The sequence below is a fragment of the Microcoleus sp. Pol12B5 genome (assembly GCF_036701335.1).
In the GTDB taxonomy this organism is placed as follows: Bacteria; Cyanobacteriota; Cyanobacteriia; order Cyanobacteriales; family Microcoleaceae; genus Microcoleus.
This window is the reverse complement of record NZ_JAUBQQ010000035.1, coordinates 1-23,256: the sequence shown is the minus strand read 5'-3', so window position 1 is coordinate 23,256 and position 23,256 is coordinate 1. Positions and strand designations below refer to the sequence as shown.

General features: G+C 45.2%; 24 protein-coding genes and 2 pseudogenes. 11 read left to right on the top strand and 15 right to left on the bottom strand.

What is annotated here, in order from left to right:
- Positions 1–118 precede the first annotated feature (118 nt).
- Together QUA24_RS16240 and QUA24_RS16235 are read left to right on the top strand one after the other, a co-directional pair.
- Complete coding sequence (locus tag QUA24_RS16240) at positions 119–1,081, top strand: orange carotenoid protein N-terminal domain-containing protein (protein WP_333230747.1); 963 nt, start codon at positions 119–121, stop codon at positions 1,079–1,081.
- Positions 1,082–1,428: 347 nt separating this feature from the next.
- Positions 1,429–1,854, top strand: a complete 426-nt coding sequence (locus QUA24_RS16235) for a nuclear transport factor 2 family protein (protein ID WP_333230746.1) — start codon at positions 1,429–1,431, stop codon at positions 1,852–1,854.
- Positions 1,855–2,209: 355 nt separating this feature from the next.
- On the opposite strand, the gene QUA24_RS16230 is transcribed toward QUA24_RS16235, so the two are convergent.
- From QUA24_RS16230 to rsmH, 3 genes are all read right to left on the bottom strand, one after another.
- Entirely contained in the window at positions 2,210–2,632 is a 423-nt protein-coding gene (locus QUA24_RS16230; RefSeq protein WP_006633914.1) for an ATP-binding protein, read from the bottom strand.
- Positions 2,633–3,141: 509 nt separating this feature from the next.
- The gene (locus tag QUA24_RS16225) at positions 3,142–4,815 is read right to left on the bottom strand and encodes a SpoIIE family protein phosphatase (RefSeq protein ID WP_333230745.1); all 1,674 of its coding nucleotides are present in this window, start codon (positions 4,813–4,815) and stop codon (positions 3,142–3,144) included.
- Between the two features lie 562 nt (positions 4,816–5,377).
- Positions 5,378–6,280: a 16S rRNA (cytosine(1402)-N(4))-methyltransferase RsmH gene (rsmH, locus tag QUA24_RS16220; RefSeq protein WP_333230744.1), complete on the bottom strand. Its 903-nt coding sequence runs from the start codon at positions 6,278–6,280 to the stop codon at positions 5,378–5,380.
- Positions 6,281–6,338: 58 nt separating this feature from the next.
- Here rsmH and QUA24_RS16215 point away from each other — a divergent pair, with 58 nt between their 5' ends.
- The 4 genes and pseudogenes from QUA24_RS16215 to QUA24_RS16200 all read left to right on the top strand — a co-directional run bounded on the left by QUA24_RS16215 (position 6,339) and on the right by QUA24_RS16200 (position 10,161).
- Positions 6,339–7,523: an NAD(P)H-quinone oxidoreductase subunit H gene (locus QUA24_RS16215; protein WP_333210250.1), complete on the top strand. Its 1,185-nt coding sequence runs from the start codon at positions 6,339–6,341 to the stop codon at positions 7,521–7,523.
- A gap of 241 nt (positions 7,524–7,764) precedes the next feature.
- Positions 7,765–8,979: a class I SAM-dependent methyltransferase gene (locus tag QUA24_RS16210; protein ID WP_333230743.1), complete on the top strand. Its 1,215-nt coding sequence runs from the start codon at positions 7,765–7,767 to the stop codon at positions 8,977–8,979.
- A gap of 132 nt (positions 8,980–9,111) precedes the next feature.
- Positions 9,112–9,693, top strand: a pseudogene (locus tag QUA24_RS16205) (DUF6766 family protein).
- A gap of 237 nt (positions 9,694–9,930) precedes the next feature.
- Positions 9,931–10,161, top strand: a complete 231-nt coding sequence (locus QUA24_RS16200) for a KGG domain-containing protein (RefSeq protein ID WP_333230742.1) — start codon at positions 9,931–9,933, stop codon at positions 10,159–10,161.
- A 237-nt stretch (positions 10,162–10,398) separates the two neighbouring features.
- Here the strand turns inward: QUA24_RS16200 and QUA24_RS16195 are convergent, their stop codons facing one another.
- From QUA24_RS16195 to QUA24_RS16170, 6 genes are all read right to left on the bottom strand, one after another.
- Positions 10,399–11,046: a hypothetical protein gene (locus tag QUA24_RS16195; RefSeq protein WP_333230741.1), complete on the bottom strand. Its 648-nt coding sequence runs from the start codon at positions 11,044–11,046 to the stop codon at positions 10,399–10,401.
- Positions 11,047–11,159: 113 nt separating this feature from the next.
- Positions 11,160–12,260 carry a DNA cytosine methyltransferase gene (locus tag QUA24_RS16190; RefSeq protein WP_333230740.1) on the bottom strand — a complete coding sequence of 367 codons (1,101 nt, stop codon included), beginning with the start codon at positions 12,258–12,260 and terminating at the stop codon, positions 11,160–11,162.
- A gap of 96 nt (positions 12,261–12,356) precedes the next feature.
- Positions 12,357–13,127, bottom strand: coding sequence for a Uma2 family endonuclease (locus QUA24_RS16185; RefSeq protein ID WP_333230739.1), 771 nt, complete (start codon positions 13,125–13,127; stop codon positions 12,357–12,359).
- Between the two features lie 197 nt (positions 13,128–13,324).
- Entirely contained in the window at positions 13,325–14,599 is a 1,275-nt protein-coding gene (gene hisS, locus QUA24_RS16180; RefSeq protein WP_333230738.1) for a histidine--tRNA ligase, read from the bottom strand.
- A 123-nt stretch (positions 14,600–14,722) separates the two neighbouring features.
- Positions 14,723–15,004 (bottom strand): hypothetical protein, encoded by a 282-nt coding sequence (locus QUA24_RS16175; RefSeq protein WP_333083165.1) that lies wholly within the window; start codon positions 15,002–15,004, stop codon positions 14,723–14,725.
- A 34-nt stretch (positions 15,005–15,038) separates the two neighbouring features.
- A complete protein-coding gene (locus QUA24_RS16170; RefSeq protein ID WP_006633901.1) occupies positions 15,039–15,314 on the bottom strand; it encodes a photosynthetic electron transport-dependent transcriptional regulator PedR in 276 nt (91 codons plus the stop codon).
- A gap of 60 nt (positions 15,315–15,374) precedes the next feature.
- On the opposite strand from QUA24_RS16170, the gene QUA24_RS16165 reads away from it, so the two are divergent.
- On the top strand, positions 15,375–15,572 hold the full coding sequence (locus tag QUA24_RS16165) for a hypothetical protein (protein WP_333230737.1): 198 nt from the start codon (positions 15,375–15,377) through the stop codon (positions 15,570–15,572).
- A 185-nt stretch (positions 15,573–15,757) separates the two neighbouring features.
- Positions 15,758–16,735 (top strand): carbohydrate kinase, encoded by a 978-nt coding sequence (locus tag QUA24_RS16160; protein ID WP_333230736.1) that lies wholly within the window; start codon positions 15,758–15,760, stop codon positions 16,733–16,735.
- Positions 16,736–16,916: 181 nt separating this feature from the next.
- Here the strand turns inward: QUA24_RS16160 and QUA24_RS16155 are convergent, their stop codons facing one another.
- The 5 genes from QUA24_RS16155 to QUA24_RS16135 form a co-directional block, all read right to left on the bottom strand.
- Entirely contained in the window at positions 16,917–17,405 is a 489-nt protein-coding gene (locus QUA24_RS16155; RefSeq protein WP_333230735.1) for a gluconokinase, read from the bottom strand.
- Between the two features lie 128 nt (positions 17,406–17,533).
- Positions 17,534–18,232: an aquaporin Z gene (gene aqpZ / locus QUA24_RS16150; RefSeq protein WP_333210231.1), complete on the bottom strand. Its 699-nt coding sequence runs from the start codon at positions 18,230–18,232 to the stop codon at positions 17,534–17,536.
- Positions 18,233–18,580: 348 nt separating this feature from the next.
- On the bottom strand, positions 18,581–19,342 hold the full coding sequence (locus tag QUA24_RS16145; RefSeq protein ID WP_333210229.1) for a DNA-binding protein: 762 nt from the start codon (positions 19,340–19,342) through the stop codon (positions 18,581–18,583).
- A 48-nt stretch (positions 19,343–19,390) separates the two neighbouring features.
- The gene (locus QUA24_RS16140) at positions 19,391–20,155 is read right to left on the bottom strand and encodes a hypothetical protein (protein ID WP_333210227.1); all 765 of its coding nucleotides are present in this window, start codon (positions 20,153–20,155) and stop codon (positions 19,391–19,393) included.
- 167 nt (positions 20,156–20,322) lie between these two features.
- Positions 20,323–21,642 carry a 3-isopropylmalate dehydratase large subunit gene (locus tag QUA24_RS16135; protein ID WP_333210226.1) on the bottom strand — a complete coding sequence of 440 codons (1,320 nt, stop codon included), beginning with the start codon at positions 21,640–21,642 and terminating at the stop codon, positions 20,323–20,325.
- A 101-nt stretch (positions 21,643–21,743) separates the two neighbouring features.
- Between QUA24_RS16135 and QUA24_RS16130 the strand changes: the two genes are divergently transcribed.
- Together QUA24_RS16130 and QUA24_RS16125 are read left to right on the top strand one after the other, a co-directional pair.
- Complete coding sequence (locus QUA24_RS16130; protein ID WP_333230734.1) at positions 21,744–22,355, top strand: Uma2 family endonuclease; 612 nt, start codon at positions 21,744–21,746, stop codon at positions 22,353–22,355.
- A gap of 75 nt (positions 22,356–22,430) precedes the next feature.
- Entirely contained in the window at positions 22,431–22,556 is a 126-nt protein-coding gene (locus tag QUA24_RS16125) for a PEP-CTERM sorting domain-containing protein (protein ID WP_333230733.1), read from the top strand.
- Positions 22,557–22,632: 76 nt separating this feature from the next.
- Here the strand turns inward: QUA24_RS16125 and QUA24_RS16120 are convergent.
- Positions 22,633–23,013 (bottom strand): annotated as a pseudogene (locus QUA24_RS16120) (ATP-binding cassette domain-containing protein); the annotation flags it as partial.
- Positions 23,014–23,080: 67 nt separating this feature from the next.
- Between QUA24_RS16120 and QUA24_RS16115 the strand changes: the two are divergent.
- A partial coding sequence (locus tag QUA24_RS16115) for an IS1/IS1595 family N-terminal zinc-binding domain-containing protein (RefSeq protein WP_333230761.1) occupies positions 23,081–23,256 on the top strand: 176 nt, incomplete at its 3' end.

The following is a 23,256-nucleotide window of genomic DNA, read 5'->3' as shown; positions in this document are numbered from 1 at the left end:
AGCTATATGTAATTTATATTTGCAAAAATTCACAAAACGTTACATGATGTTAATCAAGGGAGCTAGAGGTTTCCTAACTCAAGTACCTCACTAAAACCACAAATCCCACAGCATACACATGGCAGTTAGCATTCAATCCGCTCAATCTATCTTCTCAAACACCGAGATTGCTAGCGTTGTTCCGGCTACCACCGAAGCCTTCTACAAACTCAGCGTTGAAGACCAACTCGCCTTGCTCTGGTATGCCTACACCGAAATGGGCGTTTCCATTACCGCAGCAGCACCGGGAGTAGCCAGCATGGCGCTTGTCGAAGGCATTCTGAGCGAAATCAAGCAAATGTCGCCGGCTGCTCAAAGCAAAACCATGTTTGACCTAGCCAGCAACGCCGACACAACAATTGGCCGGATTTACACTTCTTTGCGCGTCAACACCAAACTCGGTTTCTGGTACGAGTTGGGACAGTTGATGAAACAGGGCCTTGTGGCTCCGATCCCCGCTGGCTATCAAATGTCTCCCGAAGCCACCCAAGTCCTTGAAACCATCAAGCAACTAGATCCGGGTCAGCAAATTACCGTACTTCGGAATACCGTAGTTAACATGGGCTATGACCCTGCTTTTAACCAAGAGTACGGCAAACGCTCAGCCCCCCGCAGCACTCCCACCGCTCCAGAAGAGCGGGTGAAAACCCAAATTGAGGGTATCAGCGAGCAGACAGTGCTCAGCTACATTGACTACATGAACGCCTTTGACTTCACCCCAGCCGTCGGTTTATTTGCTGAAGAAGGTGCCCTGCAACCGCCTTTCCAAAAGCCGATCGTTGGTCGCGACGCTATCCTCAACTATATGCGCGAAGAGTGCATCGGACTGAAAATGATGCCGGAGCGAGGCGTATCGGAACCCGCAGAAGATGGCTACCGCCAAGTGAAAGTCACTGGCAAAGTCGAAACTCCCTGGTTCGGCGCGAATGTGGGAATGAACATTGCGTGGCGGTTTTTGCTCGATCCCCAAGGTCAAATTTTCTTTGTGGCGATCGACTTGTTGGCATCTCCTAAAGAATTGCTCAATTTGATCCGCAAATAGAATATTCTTGTTGGCTCTGTTAAACAGACTTGCCCAGAAACCCAGATGCCATTAGGTGTCTGGGTTTCTATCATTTTAGATTTTAGATGTTAAATTTTAGATTCAAGAATTGAAGGATGAAAAATGAGTGATTGTATCAGGGTTTACAGCTTGGCTACACTTGTATTTTTTGAAAGTAGGATTGATATTGGTCGATCGCTCTGAAATCTGCGATCGACGCTCTGCGCTTCCCGATTCCTCCTTTTTTCGGAGAATTATTTCCCTACCCCTACTTATATCTTTTGAGGGATTTGCTGCGACAAAGAGAATGATTACAGTATAATCATTCATTTGAAATCACTTGTTTTATGACCGCAACAACTCGACCTATTTTAACTAACTCTATAAAGATTGCAGGCATCACAATGCCAGGGATACTGCAATATTTTGAAACTTTAAACGCGGGGGATTTTGAAGCGACGGCTAATTTATTTGCCGATAATGGGGTTCTGCACGCGCCGTTTGAAGATCCAATTATCGGCAGGATTGCGATCGCCACTTATCTAAAAAAAGAAGCACGAGGAATGCAGCTAGAACCCCAGAAAGGTGTCAGCCAAATTTTAGAAGATGGCAATGTGGAAGTTCAGGTCAGCGGCCGGGTGCAAACTTCCGCATTTGGTGTTAATGTCGGATGGCTGTTCTTGCTCAATTCTGACCAAAAAATCCTTTCTGTTACGGTCAAACTGTTAGCTTCTCCCCAAGAATTGCTAAATCTGCGGTCACATAAGAAATAAGCTGTTTGATAATCTGTTTCAGATTTAAATTGCCTATTGCGGTTTGACCTGTCGATCGCACGTAATAGCTAAAGTCGTGCGATCGCCAGGTTAATCGGCTCTTTATCGCCAGAATCAGGCAGAAACCGGGTTTTTTCCAAATCTTTGGTAAAGTGCCACTCACGGTATAAAAATCCCGTTTCTGCGGTATTTGTGCGATCGGGACTTTACCCCTACAATCTTACAGTCTCGCCTTTGGCTGACGCTACTGCACGGAAAATTGGCTGTCACCGCAGCGCGTGCGACAGACAGCCAAAGCGAGTCTAAAAGTGCATTGCCAATCATTAATGACTAATGACTAATGACTAACGACTAATTAAGATTTTTCCGGCAAACTCGCTTCTAACTTTAGACAGTTGCGACCGTCTATTTGCAAAGTGTAGTCCACCCGATCCATAAGTCTGCTCATAATCAGCCAGCCGTAGCCGCTTTCCTGTTTAGCTTCCGGCCTCGGGGGATTGTAAGTATCCATTTCGTAACCTTTACCGTAATCCCAAATTTCTAAACCAATATCCCTATTTTTTAAATTCAAGCGAATTAACACGGGCAAATTGGGTTGATCTTTGTGAGCATGGCGGATCACGTTAGAATAGGCTTCTGCTAACACCAAGCGCAAACGATTCGACTGACGTGGCCAATCGACGTGCTCTCCTAGCTCTACTTCCAAACTGCTCAGCAACCAATTTTCAACAATTGTTAAAAACCGCAAGTCGCTTGGCACATGAAGCTCAGTATTCATAAAAAAATCCCGTAAGTTTGAAAACCCCTGTGTCTTCACACCAGGTATGAAACACGACGCGCCGAATGGATTCGGCCTCAATACTTGTCGCTACTTGGAGGATACTAGCCTTTTCTGTTTAAAAATCAGGCATTCGTCATTCGGTAGAAGGCAGAAGTTAAGAGTATAGTTGAAAAATTTTGTTAGGGGCTTAAAGCCCATTAACAATTGATAATTATACCGAGACTGCAAGCAGCGAAGTATAAAAATCTGTGTTTCAATCCTTTGCTTTTAAGCGTTGGTTTTTTCTGACAAATGCCTTCTACCTTAACCCTTGACAGGTATTTAATCCCCCAGTAAAGCGATTCAGGAAACTAGCTGCGTCATCGCCGGCTAGGTTTTTTACTGTGGTTTGTGACTGTTGACGATAACGCCGTCCTTTGCAGGACTACTCTATGGGCCGTCAACAAGCAGGACTTAAGTTTTTTCGGCTCTCACCCCCGACTATGCGTCGGGAGTCGCTGACAGATTCAAAGAACCTCCAGAGAGAGTATGGTTTGGTCGTCTTCCTGAACGGGATTATCGGCTCGGATGTGAGCCAACAAATTGTCCAAGTTGAAAGAACCAGGTTCCTGAATCAAGAGTTGCCAAAGCCCTTCTTGTTGTAGCATAGAACGGGTTGGTACACCCCCTGCTACCGCTTGACTTGTCACGCTAGCTTCAGTAATTCCGTCACTCGTCAGCAGAAATACATCTCCTGACTTTAGTTCGATCGCACCTGCTTTGCCTCTCCAAACTGGTAGTATCCCCAAGGGAATGCCACGAGCTTTCAGGAAATTCGGCTCGGCTGGCGTTTTACCGCTAGCAGCTTGAGCTTTGACCTCCGAGTGAGACCAAACAATCGGGTAAATGTGACCGGCATTAGCAAAGGCTAGGTGTCCGGTTGACGGAGTGTAACGAGCTACAACCATTGTAATAAAATGGTTGTTGCCGATCAGGTCGTCAGACATAGTGCTATTCATGTTCTGCATAACTTGATCGGGCTCTGGAGAAACTTCTTGGGAAAGTTCCCGCCGCATCACCGAAATCGCGCTGGCCATAAATAGAGCAGCCGGAACTCCCTTACCCGAAACATCTCCCACCGCTATCCAAATATCCCCCTGAGAGTGGACGTAGACTTCAAAAAAGTCGCCGCCAACTTCCCGCGCGGGATAACAGCAAGCTTGCACCCTGACTGTTTCAAAATCCGGCCAACTTTGGCGCAACAAGTTTGTTTGGATTTGGCGAGCCACTTCCAACTCGTTTTGCATCTGCTTGGCTAAATCCAGAGTCCGCTGGTAGAGCTTAGCTTGAGACAGGGCAAGAGCAGCTTGAGCTGCTACACCTTCTATTAACTCTATATCTTCTGCCGACCAAGGGTTAGCGCCGCCAATCTGGCACAAAGCCAGTACCGCCAGCAATTCTTGCTGGTAAGTCAGGGGCACGGCAATCTCAACCGAGTTACCATCCCCCCCACTGTTTGGGTTCACTTGAGTTTGGCGGCTGGCTACGGCTTGAACCAGCAAATTTTCATCAAAAGAAAAGCTACTGGCTTCAGAGGTTTGGGATTGGTAGGGGAAGGTACTCGGCAATAGTCGATCGGCTTCTACCGGCCGCAGCATACAATAGTTGGCCTCAAAAGTTTGACCTACGGTTTGAACAATAGTTTGTACCATACTAGAGTAATCAAGCGACCCGCGAATCACGCTCATTACCTCATTGAACAGAGATTCCTTGCGTAAAGCGCGGCGCAATGCAACGCTGCGCTGCTTGTAGTATTTGTAAGTATCTGAGGCTTGATTGATCACCAATTTGAGTTCTTCTGGATTCCACGGTTTGGTGATGTATTTGAAAACTTGACCTGAGTTGATGGCCTCAACCAAATCTTCAACATCGGTGTATCCCGTTAGCAGAATCCGAATCGTATCGGGAAATCGCTCGACTGTTTTCCCCAAAAACTCGGTGCCATTCATTTCTGGCATCCGCTGGTCAGATATAATCACCGCCATCTCACCCTGTTCGTCTAGAACTTCCAGGGCGCTGAGGGCGCTATCTGCTTTGTAAACCTGAAAGTCGCGTCGAAACGTCCGGTACAATAAATCCAAGTTGTCGGGTTCGTCATCGACTACCATCAGTTTCAGCTTGCTTCCATCTCCCCGACTCATCTTTCTTCCCCCTTGAGAACCCCCACCATAGCTGTAATCAGCAAGGTGGCGGGAGGAAAAGGGGGGCTGGATATATGCAACATATCAGTTACGTCAAGTTGAGTTAAAGAAACCCGTTTTACCTCAAGGTGAGCATTCCTTTCGCACCATCTGTTCGCACAGATGAGAGGCTTTCGATACTGTAACCCGCCTCGGTAGGCCGCTTCAATAGGGAAAATTCCCGAGTCAGCTTTCACGCTGTGATACGAGCAATGACCTTGTTAGCAGTTGGTACTTTTCTAAACACACCAGCATTCAAAACGGCTAATTAATGCTCTGATTGCAGAGTTCTTAACTAGCTGGGTACTGTCCTCGGTGTGAATTTTAACACTTACTACTAACGCAGGTATTGCTACCTAAGTCTGGTCAACACCGGCTGTATTTCAAGCCCCACTGTACCCGGAGGGTTAGTGGTGGGTTGTTGGCGCTATTCCCTACATCTTTGCCGAATCGTACTTGATTGCTGCATGCAAGTCTCCCTAATCTCTGAACTTTTTGCAGCAAGCATATTACTACTGCCGAATCAAGTTATTCTTTCTGCCAGTCTGAGCTTAGCAGAACGAGAGCGGGGATTTCTAGCTACTTCTTCGGATTGCGGCCCGATCGGCTTTTTTGTCAGTACCTGCAAATTGGGTGTTCCTCTGAGTTGGTGCTTGACTGGTCGGTCTTCCAGACTGTGAAATGTAATGATTCCGATTCTCCCACCTGGTTTTAACCACCTTGGCGCTTGGTGGAGGAAAGTATCTAAAGAAGCGAGTTCGGAGTTGACGGCTATCCTTAAAGCTTGGAAAGTACGGGTAGCCGGATGGATTCTGCCGTTGCGCTGCTTGGGGGGGAAGCTGGAGGCGATCGCGCCTGCAAGTTCTGTTGTAGTTTGAAAAGGACGGCTTTGCACAATCCGCCTCGCGATCCGCCGCGACAGTCGCTCCTCGCCGTACTTGTAAATAATATCTGCTAGTTTAACTTCTTCCCAGTGGTTGATAATCTCTTCTGCCGTCAAAGATTGCTGCTGGTTCATACGCATATCTAGTTGAGCTGGGTGGCGAAAACTAAATCCTCGTTCCGGTGTATCGAACTGAGCAGAGCTGACGCCCAAGTCTGCTATGATACCATCAAATTCGGCCTCTGAGGACTGATATTCAGCAAAGTTACCGTGCCAAAACTCAACGGGCGAGTTGGCAAATCTGGCTTGGCAAAAACGGATGGCTTGTTCATCGCGGTCGATCGCCACCACTGAAACATCTGGCGCCGCAGCTAAAATCAAACTCGTATGTCCGCCGCCCCCAAGCGTAGCGTCCAAATAGCGGCAGCCTGGACGCACAGCCAAACCCGCAATTAATTCTTGACCCAAAACAGGAACGTGATAGGTGTCAATACTGACATCCGATCCAGGGGTGTCCTTCTCACAGAGCTCGATATCCTTCATAATCTATAACAGCCAAACAAAAATCAACAATAGCCAGTAATCATTAATTCATTTAATTATGTCAAGAATTGAGACTAGAACCGAACCGATGGTGCTCAACATGGGGCCGCACCACCCATCCATGCACGGGGTACTCCGGCTAATCGTCACCCTAGACGGGGAAGATGTGGTTGACTGCGAGCCTGTTTTGGGCTATTTGCACCGCGGGATGGAAAAAATTGCCGAAAATCGCACCAACGTGATGTACGTGCCCTACGTGAGCCGCTGGGACTATGCGGAGGGGATGTTTAACGAAGCGGTGACAGTCAATGCACCGGAAAAGTTGGCGAATATTGCTGTCCCCAAACGGGCGAGTTACATTCGGGTAATCATGCTGGAGTTGAACCGGATTGCTAACCATTTGTTGTGGTTGGGGCCGTTTTTGGCGGACGTGGGGGCGCAAACTCCTTTTTTCTATACTATGCGCGATCGCGAGATGATTCTAGACTTGTGGGAAGCAGCCACAGGTTATCGCATGGTGAATAATAACTATTTCCGCATTGGCGGAGTTGCCGCCGATTTGCCTTACGGTTGGGTAGATAAGTGCGAAGATTACTGCGATTATTTCGTTCCCAAAATTGACGAGTACGAACGTTTAATTACCAACAATCCAATCTTCCGCCGCCGGATTGAAGGCCTGGGTACTATTTCTCGCGAAGAAGCGATTAACTGGGGACTTTCCGGTCCGATGTTGCGCGCTTCCGGCGTTAAGTGGGATTTGCGGAAAGTTGACCATTACGAATGTTATGACGACTTCGACTGGGAAGTTTGTACCGAAGCTGCTGGCGATTGTTTGGCCCGGTATGTGGTGCGGGTTCGGGAGATGCGCGAGTCGGTTAAGATTATCTATCAAGCCTTGAAAGGACTCCCCGGTGGCTCTTACGAGAATTTGGAAGCGAAGCGACTCGAAAGCGGGCCAAAATCTGAATGGAATGGTTTTGACTATCAGTTTATTGGCAAAAAAGTAGCGCCGACTTTTAAGATTCCCAAGGGCGAACATTATGTCCGCGTTGAAAGCGGCAAAGGTGAGTTGGGGATTTATATTATCGGGGATGATAGTGTCTTTCCTTGGCGCTGGAAGATTCGGACTGGGGACTTTAATAATTTGCAGATTTTGCCTCACATTGTGCGCGGCGTGAAGATTGCGGATTTGGTGGCGATTTTGGGGAGTATCGACATTATTATGGGCTCGGTTGACAGGTAGGTTTGGTCGGTTTTAATCTGAGAGTTTAACCCGGTTTTTTTGTGGAAACCGGGTTGATTTTTTTGACCGCAGATGAACGCGGATAAATGCGGATGGATATCGATTAATATTGCTATTAACGTCGCTAAAATGTACCTTATTTCTCTCTTCTCTCTTTCTCTGTGCCCTCTGCGCCCTCTGCGGTTAATAAAAAAATCTCTCCTTCACAAAGGAAATAACATCAACTTTGATTCGATAAATTATGAAAGTTCAGCAATCAGATATCAATGACAGCAACCCGGAGCTCTGCGCTTTAATCTGCGAAAGAATTGCGGCAACTCCGCAGCAGCGAATTACTTTTGCTGAATATATGGATTTGGCATTATATCATCCGCAGCACGGATATTATAATAGCGATCGACTGTCGATCGGCAAACAAGGCGATTTTATCACGTCGTCTCATTGGGGTGCTGATTTTGCGGAGGTTTTGGCACAGCAGTTTGTGGAAATGTGGGAATTGCTCGATCGCCCTTTCAATTTCGCGATCGTAGAAATGGGCGCTGGGCGGGGAACTTTTGCCGAAAATGTGCTGCAATATCTGCAACGGCAACATCCCGACTTATTTAAAAATTTAACATACATAATCATTGAAATTTCGCCAAAACTTCAAGCGGAACAACGCCAAAGATTAAGTGAGATAACGTGCGTCAAGTGGTGCAATTGGGAGGAGATAGTTAATAACTCAATAGTCGGTTGTTTCTTTTCTAACGAGTTAGTGGATGCTTTGCCCGTGCATCAATTCATTCTGGAAAAATGGCAAGTTATGGAAATTTACGTTACCGCAGAAACCCCAAAAAATGAACAAGAAGAGATAAAATTTATTGAAGTAATTGGCGAGGTTGCCACGCCTAAAATTGCCGAATATTTGGATTTTGTAAGCATCGATTTGTCGGCGAGTGTGTACGGGGATGGTTATCGCAGTGAGGTGAATTTGGCGGCTTTGGACTGGATGAGTACAGTTGCTCAAAAGTTGCAGCGGGGATATTTGTTAACTATTGATTACGGTTATCCGGCGCACCGCTATTACAATCCGAGGCGCAGGGAAGGAACGCTACAGTGTTATTATCTGCACCGATATCACAATAATCCTTATATTAATGTGGGGCGGCAGGATTTAACGGCTCATGTTAATTTTACGGCGCTGGAAAGGCAGGGTGAATTGTGCGGTTTGGATGTGGTAGGGTTTACTCAGCAGGCTTTGTTTTTGATGGCGTTGGGTTTGGGCGATCGCATTGCTTCTTTATCAACAAATAATGCAGAAGTATTGGATTTGGCAACGTTTTTGCGCCGACGGGAGGCTTTGCATCAGTTGATCGATCCGATGGGTTTGGGGGGTTTTGGGGTTTTGGTGCAGTCGAAGGGGCTGAGGGAGGAGGAGAAAAGGAGAATATTGAAGGGTTTGATGGTGCCTGATTAATTATTTTGTGGAAATGTACGTGCTCTGATCTTGAGGAACGATATAGGCTTCGCCAATGAGAGCGTCGTCCTCCTCTGGCTAGGTGATGACCTACAAGTTCTCCCCATAACATCACGTTAGTTCGAGCAGGCGTTGAGTAGAAGGAAGGGTCAAGAATTAAAAGATCGCAAGCAGCCCCAGATTTGTGTTGTTAAGTATCTTGGAAGCGGTCACTTTATCGAAGCGCTCTTTGAAAACTGGGAGAGCGAGTTTCTTTAGATGGGGATGTACGTTCTGCTGACCGCCTTCCTGTGTCAGAAGGGTTCCCCGCAGTCGAAAAAGCTTGAGGAAGAAGAAGCAGTTGATGCTGAGCCTGGAAATCAAGAGCTGAATCCGAAAACTCCCTGGCCGGTTCGTCAGGGAGGCTTGAGTCTCAAAGTTTACGAAAACTCTTTGACTCTTGCACTTTTTCTGCTCTTTTTTCTCTCCTTTGCGCTTCATGCGGTGGGAGGGGCGAAGGAGTACAGTCAAGAGCAGATACAACACGGCGAAAAGCCTGTCTCAGCTATAGAATACCTTGGCACTTCACGCTTTTGGTTCGAGTCGTTTCAAAACTGGCAGAGTGAGTTTTTGTCGATCGGCACACTGGCGGTTTTGTCTGTCTTCTTGCGCCAGAAGGGTTCGCTCGAATCCAAACCAGTCGATCACCCGAATGACGAAACTGGAAAAGATTGACAAAGCCTTTTGGGGTGTTTAACTGCTACCTGAATTAGTAGAGCTAGGTAAAACAAATCGGTTTTGACAGCGACATCATCATTATTTCAAAACTACTCTTTTAGATAGAGGTTTCCATATTTTTACTTTTTTACAATTACCTATAACTTGCAAGTAATTACTATCAATCAAACAGGTTTTGCAAGTTTTTTAACCTGTAAACCCAAACGAAAAAGTTGAGTATAAAGGAGTTGCATCATGACAGATACAAGCAACCGTGGATTCGCTTCAATGGATGAGGATAAACAGCGGGAAATTGCCAGCCAAGGCGGAAAAGCTGCCCACGAAAAAGGAACAGCACATGAGTTTACTTCCGAGGAAGCGAGAGAGGCTGGTCGCAAGGGTGGTGAAGCAGTCAGCCAAGATCGGGAGCATATGTCAGAGATCGGTCGCGAAGGCGGCAAGAATTCTCACAAAAACGATAAATAGCTCTTGAGTCCGTCCCCTTATTATTGTCCAAACGAGTCTAGAAGTTTCAATCCGTATTGGAACTTTTAGACTCGTTTCGGGGGTGTTGGGGTTTTGGTGCAGTGTAAAGGGTTGAGGGAGGAGGAAAAGTCCGCGCGAGCGAAGCTATCCCGTAGGGAATCGCTCAAAGGTTTCAGGGTGCCTTAAGTTAACTACAATCAGCAACACGCACTATTTTCCAATTACTTTTGTCATCACTTAAGCGCACTGAGTCAGTGGCGGAAATTCCCATTTTCCTGAATATAAAGTAGATGGCAAATTTAAACAATAGGCAGCAGGAATCACATCAATTAACCACCAATTAAACATATCTCGTTTGGCCACAGCAAAACCAGAAATAGCATCGCCGGTAATGGCATCATACAGAATATCTAAGATGGCATTATAGGCTGTTTTTGTATTGAGTGTTTGCAGCAAGCCATAGAAGATATTATAAGCTTCGTCAGTAGCTTGATATTTTCCAATTTTGTTGATATCAGGAAACAATGTATCTGCCCAAGTTTCTGGGATTTCACAACCCTCCTTCAGCCAATAAGATACAATTCCTTCAACGATATCAACCTTATGTTTTTCAGTAAAGTAATGTTTAATGGTCGGTTTAGCTGCTAATGCTATTCCATAAGCCAAGTAGACATATCGCTGATGGGATATTGCATCATTAGGCATTCCAAAAGCTGTCATTACTGCTACAAAAGCTTCTTCTACATTGCATTTTCCACCCGTTTCGTATAAATCACGATACTTTCTGTCCCAAACCGTGTGAAGTGTTTGCTGTAATTGGTGTGGAATATCTGAGTGGCTGGGCAACTTAAAATCGGTGTAATGACCTATATCAAACTCGATCATTGACTTTCCATCCTGATGTATTTCATTTAATCATAAACCCAGATAAAGATAATCTTAAGCTTCCTATCTCTCACCCCATTTTAAATTAACGGCAAACTCTGCTCGTACCCCTCTTATTCAGCCCATTTTAATCGTTGTTGAATTGACATAGCCTGCAACTTTTTACTCATTTCATATAAATCAACTTGGGCATAATCCCCCTTCAATAGCGGAATTAAAGCCTCAACAACAGCAGCGATTCCCTGCGGTGGCACTGCATTGCCAATCTGCCGCCGTACTTCAGTCGTAGAACCTTCAAAAACAAAATCATCGGGAAATGTTTGTAATCTTGCTCTTTCACGATTTGTCAAAGAACGCGGTTCTAAATAATGATAACCCCAAGTTCCGCCACCGCCCCCCGCAATGATTGTCGATGATGGTTTATCTGGGTGAATTCGCCGATAAACGTGACTGATCATGCCTTTGACATAGTATGGACTATCCTTGGGAATATCAGAAAAATTGCCTCCCGGTTTAATTCGATTTAAAATTTCAACGGTGCGGGCTTGAATTTTATGATGTTGGTTATTGTCAAGAACTGCTTCCACATTTTTGAGTGCTTCGCCCGCAGTTCGATAAGGATTTTTGCGATTTTGACCGTATTCTGGCTGAGGATGCACAAAGTTAAATCCTGTATCCATCCGAATGCCAACTAATAACACTCTTTGGCGGAATTGCGGAACTCCATAATCGGCAAAGTTGTAGAGTTTAGGTTTAACTAAGTAGCCGGGAGCGATACTTTCAAAGTCAGAAATTATTTGTTTTATTGCTTGATAATTATTTGCACTTAATAAGCCTTTGACATTTTCTGCTACAAAAGCTTTGGGCTTTTTTTTATTGACAAAATCGAGAAAATATGTATATAAATTGCCTCTGGTTCCTTCAAGTCCGGGACGTTTCCAAATTAGGGAAAAATCTTGACAGGGGAACCCTCCTATACATATTTCAGCTTCGGGAACTTGTGCAATGTCTATATTTTCTATGCTGTCGTTGATGATGACATCGGCGATGTTTCTGCTGAATGTTTTGCAGGCGTATTTATTGGAGTCGATCGCCCAAACTACCTCAAACCCGGCTTGGTGGAATGGCAAATCCATGCCGCCGCAACCAGAAAATAAGGATATGAGTCGCGGTTTTTTTGTCCAGGCGATCGGCTGGAGACGTTCTATTGACATAGGAGTGCAAAGTTTGCCAAGGGCGGGCTGGATGCCGGCACCACAAGAGTGTCATCATACCAAAACACGATCGAACTCGGCTCATCAATTGATATTTCACTCTTCATCGTCTAACTCGATCCCCGCTTGACGCAATTTTTCGGCCAATTTCTCAGCGCGCAGTCTTTCGCGATCGCCCCGTTGGCGTTCTTGTTCTACTTGTTCTTCCGACCACAGCAACAACTGGCCTTCTGCATCCCACCACCTCAACCAACAGCCTGTCCTTCCTTCGTGCGTTCCTTCCCAAATACCTAAAAATAAGTCTAATTCCGGTATCCAATAACGTCCGTTTTCATCAGGTTTTTGCAAGTTGTAACGCTCTAATTCTAAAGCGTAAACTTCTAAATGAGCTGTTTTGGCTCGGAATATGACGTATCTGGGGACTTTGATTACTTGCTCGTAAAAAAACCACTTTCCCACCCGCGAGGTAAATTCAACGGAGTATTCTTCTCCATAGGTTTCTGAAAGAAATTCCATCACGATTTGGGGGATGGTTCCTTCTGTGTGCGGGGTGTAACTGCGGCGGACTTGCGAGACATTTTTTGGATTGACGGGTTTCACGTACATCCAATCTGGTGCTTTGCAGATAATACGCTGTTCGTCGCTGCTTGAACCTGGGAAACTTATGCCGGCACACAAGGCAAAGTTGGAAACAATTAAGGCCTCCTGCATTAATTCAGGAAATCCTGTTAGTGGCTGGCGCAAAGCGGCGGCTAATAATGGTTCGCTTTCGTCTTCCACTGGGTCGTCTGGTAGTTGAAAATCTTCTGGTAGTAGCGGCCAGGTGATTGTGAGTTGTGTTTCATAATTTTTAGTGGCTACAGACATAGTTTATCAGAGGTTAAATGTTTTAATGTTTAAATTATATCTCTTGGTTTTTGGGATTACTGTTAATGGCTTAATGACGAGGCAGAACCTCTGGATATGCGTTACCGGGCAGAGCCTGGTAAGGAGAGGATGGGAATTCAAAATCCCCCTGATTAAGGGGGATTTAGGGGGTCTAGACTGGGCTAAAACCGAGAGTTCTAAGGGTTGTTAATTTTCTGCTGTAGCTCGTTTGTCATTGCTAGTAGTTCAGATTGGGCGATCGCACTTTGTTCACCACTCGCCAACCACTTCAATTGTACCGTCTCGTTTTCAGCTTCCGCATCTCCCAAAACTAAACACGCAACTGCACCGCTTCTGTCGGCTCTTTTAAACTGTTTCCCGAAAGCACTAGCACTCAAATCTATCTCGACACTAAACCCCACACTTCGCAATTTTTGAGCTAACAATACCGATTGCTGTTCAGCTTTTTCGCCCCTGGATACCAAATAAAAATCCAACTTGGGCGCGGGCAAAGGTTGCAACTTTTGCAGCAGGATAATCAACCTTTCGATACCCATTGCCCAACCGACTGCCGCCGTATCAGGGCCGCCCAATTCCTTGACTAAACCGTCGTAGCGGCCGCCTCCGCAAACTGTGGCTTGCGCTCCCAAATCGTCGGAAATAATTTCAAATGCGGTGTAGGTATAGTAATCTAAACCGCGCACTAATCTGGGATTTAACTGATAGCTAATTCCTAAATTTGTGAGCATAAGCTGCACTTGCTCGAAGTGTGATCGCGATTCCTCTCCCAAATATTCTAAAATACTCGGCGCACCAGCTACAATTTCTTGAGTACGCTGATTTTTGCTGTCCAAAATCCGCAGCGGGTTTCGAGTCAAGCGGTCTTGGGAATCGGCGTCTAATTCGGATTTGTACGGTATAAAATAATCTATTAATGCTTGTCGATAATTTTGTCGGTCTTCCTTATTTCCGACAGAGTTAATATCGAGGCGCAAATTTTTTAAACCGAGAGTTTGCAGGATATCACAGGCGATCGCAATTACTTCGACATCCGCACGAGGATTCGCACTCCCCAAGACTTCCACGCCAATTTGATTAAACTGCCGCTGTCTTCCCTCTTGCGCGCGTTCGTAGCGAAACATCGGCCCCGCATACCACAAACGCTGCACGTCTCCCGCCGCGTACAAACTGTTTTGAATAAAAGCTCGAACTACTCCGGCTGTGCCTTCTGGTCGCAAAGTAGTCGATCGATCGCCCTTATCCTTAAAAGTGTACATTTCTTTGCCCACAACATCGGTAGCTTCGCCGATGCCGCGTTCAAATAAAGATGTCTGTTCAAAAATTGGCGTCCGAATTTCTCGATAAGCCGCTTTTTTTAAAATGGTTCTAGCGACTTCTTCTATATTTTGCCAATATTGAATTTCAGCGGGCAAAATATCCCGCGTTCCCGGTAAAGTTTTAATTGCACTCATTTTGTTAGTCAGTAGTCATTAGTCAGTAGTCATTAGTCAGTAGTCATTAGTCATTAGTCATTAGTCATTAGTCATTAGTCATTAGTTAACAGTCAACAGTTAGCAGTCAACAATTACCAATAACTAATGACTTAATAATTCCCACGCTCCGTAACGATCGCCATAATAAGCCAAAATGCGATCGACCCGCTCGCGACCTGCCAAATCGAACCCTTCAGGATACTGTATCCACAAACCCCCAACTTGGCTGTCGTAGTAATCAAACCGCTGCGACTGCTGCGGAATTAAACCGGTTTGCACCCCTTCAACTTGACGCAAATGGGTCGCCACTTCGCGATACACCGCCAGCGGCAATCCAGGGCTTTGAATTTGATAGCGGAGTTGTTTTTCTTGTGCCGTTTGCATCATTTCTTTGCCTGTCTCCAACCAAAATCCCTACTTAAGATACTTCTTTATCGATCGGCCGCGGTAGAGGACAGCAGTTAATATTGTCCAAACATACCTTTCCCCACTGCAACGCCCAGCGTACAAGCGTAACTCGATTGTCAGCCCGCGTCTTGTTCAAGATATTGCTAATGTGGTTGTCAACTGTACGCTTGCTAATCTCTAACTTTTCGGCGATTTTCTCATTAGTCAATCCCGCTGCTACTAACTCTACCACTTGCAATTCTCTGTCCGACAGGGTGACAGGGGTTCCAGAGACAATCCCACTCATAAATTTTTCCTATGTCTGCATATTTACCTATCTACAATTCTAAAGGATGAGGGATCAAGTATGAAGAGAAAATTAAATTTGCTGTGCTACTTTTTCGGGCCAGAAGCACCAACTCGCTTGCAGAATCGCCACGAGTGCAAACCCAGCGCGCACAAGGCAAGACGGGCAGCCACCACTCCTTGTGCGTCGGGTGGCGGATGCTGCCTTTACCTACCTCCATCTGACATCCGGGCCCAACCTGCAGATGTTGGCGCGTAAAACAACTAACCGATACCCCCGCACTATATTTGAGCCTTTAGGGAGTAACTGCCAATATCAGTAAGTCTGATATTATAGGAGCAGCCATAAAAAAATAGCTTGCAATTTTCCTGGGATGGGTTAAAAATCATTATTAACCTGTCTACTGCTGGTCTAAAATCTCCAATCTCAAATCTCAAATTTCTATGACTTATCCTCGCGTTCTGTGTCTGGGTGAAGTTTTATTTGATTGTTTAGCAGACAAACCAGGAGTATCTCTCGAAGAGGTAGAATCTTGGACTGCATATCCCGGCGGTGCTCCTGCTAATGTTGCCTGTGCTTTGGTTAAATTGGGGACGGCGGCGGGATTTATCGGTGCTGTAGGTGGGGATGAATTGGGGAATTCCCTAGTGCAGGTGTTGCAAGAAGTAGGGGTTGATCTTGCTGGATTGCAGCGACATCCAAGTGCGCCGACGCGACAAGTTTATGTCTTGCGAAATGAAGTGGGCGATCGATCTTTTGCCGGTTTTGGCAAATTTGATACTGCGGATTTTGCTGACACCCGCCTCCTCGCTGCACAACTACCCGAAGTGCTGTTTGAAAATGCCGAATATTTAGTGCTAGGCACTTTAGAATTAGCTTATCCTGAAAGTCGAGAGGCGATCGTCCGAGCGATCGAACTAGCAGAACAGTACGACGTTAAAATTATACTTGACATCAATTGGCGTCCCGTGTTTTGGCCAAATCCAGACGAAGCAAAAGCGCGCATTAGAAAAATATTAAAAAAAGTCGATTTTGTCAAGTTATCTGAGGAAGAAGCCGAATGGTTGTTTGACACTACCGACGCTGGAGCTATTACCTACCGTCTCGATTCTGTAGAAGGCGTTTTGGTGACAGCAGGCGAGAAAGGTTGCGCTTATTGTATCTCGGAAAATGAAGGAAAAATCCCCGCATTTACAGTAGATGTTGAGGATACAACAGGTGCAGGCGACGCATTTCTGGCTGGTTTTGTGCGACAGTTGTGCAAGCAGGGAATTAAGAATTTAGCCGATCCAAAAATAGCCCAAACAATTGTAACTTATGCCAGTGCGGTAGGTGCGATGACAGCAATGAAACCCGGGGCAATTAGATCTCAACCTACTGGGGCTGAAGTAGAAGCTTTCTTGTATTTGTACAAAAATTAGGGCCGCAAACCTATCAGCCTGGAAACGCAGAGGGGGCTAAATTTGGTTCATAAACTAGGTTTTTCATGAAAAAATAACTTTTATACTAAATCCGCCTTAAAAACCTCTCCTAGCGGAGAGAAACTAAGAAATTAAGGGGTATTGAAGCTAGATTTGGTATTAGAGGTTTTATTGTGGGCAATTAACCGCACATCAGATGAATTCTAATTTGGCGCAAAATTAACTCTAACGGCTGCGAAGCATCTATGATAATTGCATCTTCAGGTTCTTCGAGACTGTCTAACTGACTTAACAGCAAATCTGCTTTCATGTAGTGATTTTCGCGATTTTTTAACCTTGTGGCTAATAGCTGAAGAGAACATTTGAGATAAACTATCTTCATTCGCTTGTGGTCTCGGTAGAGCATTTCGCGATAAGATGTTTTTAAAGCAGAACAAGCCAAAACCACATTTTTATTTTCTAACAGCCACCTGTCTATTGTAGCTTGCAATTGTAATAGCCAAGGAAGGCGATCCACATCTTGTAAAGGAATGCCCCGACTCATTTTATCGATATTAGCTGATGGGTGAAAATCGTCGGCATCGCTGAAATCCCAATTGAGAGATTGCGCCAGCAACTTGCCAACAGTTGTTTTCCCAGAACCTGAGACTCCCATCACGATCGTAATCATGGCATCTATTTACCGAATACTTGCAATTTTATCAAGTTGTGCGATCGACAAACCGGGTTTCTTAAGTTGCCGGATGAATTCTACCACCCTAAAAAAATCAATAAACCCGGTTTATTTTTGATTCTCGATCAAATTTCTTCCATAGTGGGTTTAATGAGATTATAAGCCAAAACGCCGATAATTCCACCAATCACTGGGAATACAATAAACGCCCACAACTGTTGGATTGCCCATCCGCCTTGAAAAAGTGCAACACCGATACTTCTAGCTGGGTTAACTGAAGTATTAGTTATGGGAATTCCGACTAAGTGAATCAACACCAGCATCAAGCCGATGGGAATTCCACCAAAACCGACTGGATATTTGGGATGGGTAGTACCCATGATTGTAAATAACAGAAAAGCAGTCAGTACAATTTCCGTCAAAGCTGCTGCCAAAAGTCCGTAACCAGTGGGAGAATGTTCTCCAAAACCGTTAGATGCAAATCCCGAAGCTGCCGCATCAAAACCTGGTTTTCCTGATGCTATCATATACAAAACAAGACCGCCTAGAATTCCCCCTACAATCTGACCTCCTATATAATAAGGAAGCAAAACAGCATCGATCAGTTTGGCAACTACTAAACCGATGCTTACCGCCGGATTAATGTGGCATCCAGAGATAGGGCCGATGGTATAAGCCATGATTAAGAGGGATAGACCAAAGGCGATCGAAACTCCCAAAAAACCGATTTTGTCTCCAGCTAAAACCGCACTGCCACATCCACCTAATACCAACACAAAAGTACCAAAAGCTTCAGCAACCCCAATCTTTATTTTTTTGTTCATACTTACAATTTGCGGAAGTTTCTAATCGGTCAATTTCGCACTCATACGAGTTCTAAGTATAAAAATTAAAACTCGTATTTGTTTCATTTAGCACAAAAATACTAATGAAAATTATTAGCAGCGTATAGCTCTAATAATTTTCATAAATTGTATGGGCTTGACTGAGAATGCGGAATTTGGAATCGATAAATTAGCTCAAAGATACTCTATTATGTAAAAAATGTCAACAGCTAGCTAATTATTCGTCTAAATTGTGCAATTTTCTGTATTCAATCTGTATTCAATTCACAATAATTAACTTGACTTTTTTCCTAATTCTGCGATCGTAATTTTACTTATTGTTGCTGATTATCCGATCGCACTTGCAGCTAAAACATCACTGCTAACCGGCTGGTACATCGGGCCTTTGAAGGGTCGAAAGCCTTGCTGGCAATCGGCAGTAATCTTGCACAGCAAGCGGAACTTTAGGGGTGTTGGGGGTTGATTCAGACGATCGACTTCTACGCGAACCAATTCTGGATGCTGCGAAATAATTTCAAAAATATCATCCACCAGATAGCGCTGACAATAGCCGACAATCCAGTGATCTTTAGTACACAGAAGCAGACGGGAAGGGCGCGGATGTTGAAATTCGTGGGCTAAATACAAAAGTTCGCCCACTTGAAGCCGATTAATCCGTTCAATTGCCGACTTGGAAAGGTATCGCAGTCCATCTGCAAAAAAATGGATACAGTAACGTCCATTTTCATCTGGTTCGGGACAAGGGAACACCTCAAATTTATCAGTTGCCCGTTTGCCTCCGCTGCGCGCCAATAAAGCAATTGGGTCATGTTCGTGTTCAGGGATATTCAACCATTGTACAAATTCAGGGTAGTCAGGGCGCGATCGCGCCATCACTCGATTAGAAAACAACGAAAACAGTTTCTGTGAAGTGTAAACATTATTGAAATTCGGGAAAGATGGCAAAGGCAGAAACCCGCACTTAAGTTTAGCTTCTAGAACACCATTTGTATAATTGAACTGGTATTCTTTGCCGTTAAATGTCAACCGACCAATCGGAAACCAAGAACCGCTGTCCGGGGTTTGCCAAGCCAAAAATAGTGTTTTCAAAGCAAATCTCCTGTCACTTAAACTAGGTAATGCACCTTATCTTTACTCTTAATTAATAAGAATTTTTTGCAATTTTTGCCGAGTTTTACCGTCGATTATCTCTTTGCCAACATTGGGTTGGCTGACATTCACTCGGACAAAATCAATACCGTCTTTTTCGGTAAACTTCCGATCGCCATCCGAGTCTTTTCTAATAGTGAGAAAAATTCCGCCGCTCTTTTCATCAAATACCCAACTCATTAACTGGGTATCGGGCGGAGTTATTGCCTGAAGCGATTTGCCTCCCAAGTTAGATAAATATCCAATAATTGCGTCCGCCCTGTCAAGTTTGCCATCAGCATTTGTATCGCTATCTATGATGTGAAATAACAGCAACTGATTCTGAGGCTTGCTGGATGCTTTGTTGGATCGATTTTGCTTTGGTTGATTTGTTTGTACATTTTCCTGGCTTGGATTTTCTGGTTCTTGTTTACCTAACAAATATTCAAATTTGGAGATTAACGCTGGTCTGTTTAATAAAATATTAGACTCTCCGCTACTTTTGTTATAAAAAATCATATTATAACCAACTATTCCGCTACCCCTAGACTCTTCATAAGAATCGTATAGTGGTGAGACAGTGGGAAATCCCGCTTGTTTTTCATCGCCAGATAAAGTAACGGGAATCATCATATATTCTGATTCATAGTCAAATATCAAATCGCCGTAACCAACCTGCAATTTTGGCTTTTCTTCAACCTTTTCTGCTTGAGTTATTGCCGTAGTTGAGCTGCATGATAGAGCAACCGCTAAGAGGAGAAATGCGGCAGACATCTTGCGTAAGATCTGATGAGTCACCATAATTTTTCACATTTGATATAGATAGTTATTTTGATTTTATTCTAGTTATCGCGTCTACATCATTCATACAGATTTGTAGGGGTAGTGCCAAGAGTGCCTACCCCCGATATGGGCGCAACCACGGGGGGATTGCCCCTACCTTATAGGAATTCGCGCGGATCTGTGACGTGCCCAGTCAGCGCCGAAGCGGCGGCCGTGTAAGGCGAAGCTAGATAAACTTGCGCTTCTTTATTTCCCATCCGACCGGGGAAATTGCGGTTAGTTGTAGATACACAAATTTCGGGTTCATTCATCCGCCCAAAAGTATCTTTCGGGCCGCCCAAACAAGCGGCGCAAGAAGGGGCAGCAGGTTCGATGCAACCGGCAGCTAAGAAGATTTCCGAAAGCGTTTGACCATCGTATTTTGTGACAAACAAATCTTCGTAAACTTTCTGAGTTGCTGGTACTAAATAAGTCGGAACTTTGACTTGATTTCCTTTGAGAATGCGGGCGGCATTCAGGAAGTCGGAGGTTTTGCCACCGGTGCAGGAACCGATGTAAACTCGATCGATCTTGACATCGCGGCAGTTGCGGGCTAAGTCGCGGTTGTCGGGAGAGTGGGGTTTGGCGACGACTGGTTCTAATTTGCTGACATCGTAGGTGCGATCGCTATAAAATTTAGCATCCCCATCGCTGTAAAATGAATCGAAGGGTTTGTCAGTCCGCGAAGTAACGTAATCAAACGTAGTTTTGTCTGGCGCAACCGTGCCGTTTTTACCACCAGCTTCAATCACCATATTGCACAGCGTCATCCGTTCTTCCATCGTCAAACGCTCAACTGTATCGCCCGCAAATTCCATCGTCCGGTAGTTAGCACCGGCCACGCTAATATCACCAATAATCTGCAAAATTAGGTCTTTTGCTAACAAATAATCCGGCAGTTCGCCGTTGAACACAAAGCGCATGGTTGCGGGAACTTTGATTAACAGTTTGCCGGTTCCCATGATAAAAGCCGCGTCTGTATTCCCGATACCGGTGGCAAATTGTCCGAAAGCGCCGGCATTGCAGGTGTGGGAATCGGTGCCGAACAGCACTTCGCCCGGTCTGGTGTGGCCTTCTTGTGCTAAGGCGATGTGGCAAACTCCTTTGTAGTCGGGATTTGCTTTGAAGTCCGATCGATCCGTGATGTCGTAAAAGTATTTTATCCCTTGTTCGGCGGCAAAATCGCGGAGAATATCGACGTTGCGGTTAGCGCGTTCGTCGTTGGTGAAAATGTAGTGGTCGGGAATGAGGACGATTTTGTCTGGGTTCCAGACTTTAGCATTCTCACCGAATTCGCGTTTGAAAACGCCGATGGTGCCGGGCCCGCAGACATCGTGGGTCATCAACACGTCTGTTTCTACCCAGATATTTTCTCCGGGCTCGACTTTAGTGCGGCCTGATGCTTTGGCTAATATTTTTTCGGTCAGAGTCATTCCCATAGTGCGATCGCTGTTTTTTATTAGATGCTACAAGTGTATTGTAAGCGAAACATTCTATTAAAATTGAAATTATCAGGTCTCAAAAATCGGGAGTAATGACGATGACCTTGCTGACGTTACCCCTAAAAGTTAATCTCGATCGCGTTCAATTTACCGATGAGCAGTTTTATCAACTCTGTCTCAGCAATCCTGAATTGACGATCGAGCGCGATGCTGAAGGAAGATTAATTGTTATGTCTCCAGTTGGCGGCGATAGCGGTAGTCGCGAGATGGATCTCGGCGGTGAGGTTTATATTTGGAATCGCCAAACCCAACTAGGTAAGGTGTTTAGTTCTTCCACGCTATTCAAATTGCCCGGTGGAGGATCTCGCTCTCCTGATGTAGCATGGGTGGAATTGTCTCGCTGGGGAGCACTCACTCCAGAACAACGACAGAAATTTCCCCCCATAGCGCCGGATTTTGTCATTGAACTGCGTGAAGCGAAGCTATCCCGTAGGGAATCGCGATCGGACAATCTGCAAACCTTGCAAGATAAAATGATGGAATACCTACAAAGTGGGGTGCGGTTGGGTTGGTTGTTTAATCCACAAAATCAGCAGGTAGAAATTTATCGACAGGGACAACCAAAAGAGGTTCGCTCTTTACCAACACAACTTTCTGGAGAAGATGTTTTACCTGGATTTATGCTGGAAGTTCCATTATTTGCCGATTGAACTATAAGAGGCGATCGCAGTGATGTTGCCAACATTTGGCGGCTTGTCTATAGCAGTGCTGAGGGAGATCACGCTTTGGCAATCAATTCGCTCAGTATTGCCGAACCAGTGGCAGAACCCAGCAGCATTTCTGCCATGATTGTTGCAGGATTGGGATTGTTGGTCGTCAAAATTAAGAGGCGATCGCTCTTGATTAAATAATAGTTTTACCCGACCCGGTTATCGCTCGGATCGGGTGTTATCACGAACCGCGAAGACGCGAAGTCGGATGCTATAATTATGGATGCAAAAAATCTAAATGTTCTCCTGGAATTTGGCTCAACTTTTCGGGAGTTCCTGTTAGTTTTAGTTCACCCCGATCGAGCAGTACAATCAAATCGGCGCGCTGAACGACTCGGGGACGGTGGCTGATTAAAATTGTCGTTTTGCCCTGACGATCGGCTAATAATCGATCGAGCGCTTCAGTTTCAGTTGCCGGATCGAGAGCTCCAGTAGATTCATCTAAAATCAAGACGGGCGGGTCGGTAACAAGGGCGCGGGCGATCGCCAATCTTTGCCTTTGTCCGCCAGAAAGATTCGCGCCAAACTCGCCCAAAACAGTCTGATACGTGTCGGGAAGTCCGCTGACAAAATCGTCGGCACCGGCAATTTGGCAAGCTGGTAGTGCCCTGAAGGAAAGGATCGAGTAAGTTACTATTAGAGAGAAGTGTTTATCATAGCGTGATATGACAGTAGAGATTCCCTATTGTCCTAATTGTAGCTCAAAAGAAGTTAGTCGGAACGGTCAAAGTCGGCATGGCAAACAAAACTATAAATGTCGAGAGTGTGGTCGTCAATTTGTTTTAAATCCGGCATGGAAACCTATTACAAAAGAACAAAGGGAGTTAATGTCACGGATGCT

Bases quoted from the DNA above. Each gene is read 5' to 3' on its own strand.
- QUA24_RS16160 (WP_333230736.1), top strand. From the start codon at position 15,758: ATGACTTATCCTCGCGTTCTGTGTCTGGGTGAAGTTTTATTTGATTGT.
- QUA24_RS16130 (WP_333230734.1), top strand. From the start codon at position 21,744: ATGACCTTGCTGACGTTACCCCTAAAAGTTAATCTCGATCGCGTTCAA.
- QUA24_RS16195 (WP_333230741.1), bottom strand. From the start codon at position 11,046: ATGATCGAGTTTGATATAGGTCATTACACCGATTTTAAGTTGCCCAGC.
- QUA24_RS16185 (WP_333230739.1), bottom strand. From the start codon at position 13,127: ATGTCTGTAGCCACTAAAAATTATGAAACACAACTCACAATCACCTGG.
- QUA24_RS16165 (WP_333230737.1), top strand. From the start codon at position 15,375: ATGAAGAGAAAATTAAATTTGCTGTGCTACTTTTTCGGGCCAGAAGCA.
- QUA24_RS16230 (WP_006633914.1), bottom strand. From the start codon at position 2,632: ATGAATACTGAGCTTCATGTGCCAAGCGACTTGCGGTTTTTAACAATT.
- QUA24_RS16135 (WP_333210226.1), bottom strand. From the start codon at position 21,642: ATGGGAATGACTCTGACCGAAAAAATATTAGCCAAAGCATCAGGCCGC.
- QUA24_RS16190 (WP_333230740.1), bottom strand. From the start codon at position 12,260: ATGTCAATAGAACGTCTCCAGCCGATCGCCTGGACAAAAAAACCGCGA.
- aqpZ (WP_333210231.1), bottom strand. From the start codon at position 18,232: ATGAACAAAAAAATAAAGATTGGGGTTGCTGAAGCTTTTGGTACTTTT.
- QUA24_RS16155 (WP_333230735.1), bottom strand. From the start codon at position 17,405: ATGATTACGATCGTGATGGGAGTCTCAGGTTCTGGGAAAACAACTGTT.
- QUA24_RS16140 (WP_333210227.1), bottom strand. From the start codon at position 20,155: ATGTCTGCCGCATTTCTCCTCTTAGCGGTTGCTCTATCATGCAGCTCA.
- QUA24_RS16200 (WP_333230742.1), top strand. From the start codon at position 9,931: ATGACAGATACAAGCAACCGTGGATTCGCTTCAATGGATGAGGATAAA.
- QUA24_RS16240 (WP_333230747.1), top strand. From the start codon at position 119: ATGGCAGTTAGCATTCAATCCGCTCAATCTATCTTCTCAAACACCGAG.
- QUA24_RS16170 (WP_006633901.1), bottom strand. From the start codon at position 15,314: ATGAGTGGGATTGTCTCTGGAACCCCTGTCACCCTGTCGGACAGAGAA.
- rsmH (WP_333230744.1), bottom strand. From the start codon at position 6,280: ATGAAGGATATCGAGCTCTGTGAGAAGGACACCCCTGGATCGGATGTC.
- QUA24_RS16210 (WP_333230743.1), top strand. From the start codon at position 7,765: ATGAAAGTTCAGCAATCAGATATCAATGACAGCAACCCGGAGCTCTGC.
- QUA24_RS16175 (WP_333083165.1), bottom strand. From the start codon at position 15,004: ATGCAAACGGCACAAGAAAAACAACTCCGCTATCAAATTCAAAGCCCT.
- QUA24_RS16235 (WP_333230746.1), top strand. From the start codon at position 1,429: ATGACCGCAACAACTCGACCTATTTTAACTAACTCTATAAAGATTGCA.
- QUA24_RS16215 (WP_333210250.1), top strand. From the start codon at position 6,339: ATGTCAAGAATTGAGACTAGAACCGAACCGATGGTGCTCAACATGGGG.
- hisS (WP_333230738.1), bottom strand. From the start codon at position 14,599: ATGAGTGCAATTAAAACTTTACCGGGAACGCGGGATATTTTGCCCGCT.
- QUA24_RS16225 (WP_333230745.1), bottom strand. From the start codon at position 4,815: ATGAGTCGGGGAGATGGAAGCAAGCTGAAACTGATGGTAGTCGATGAC.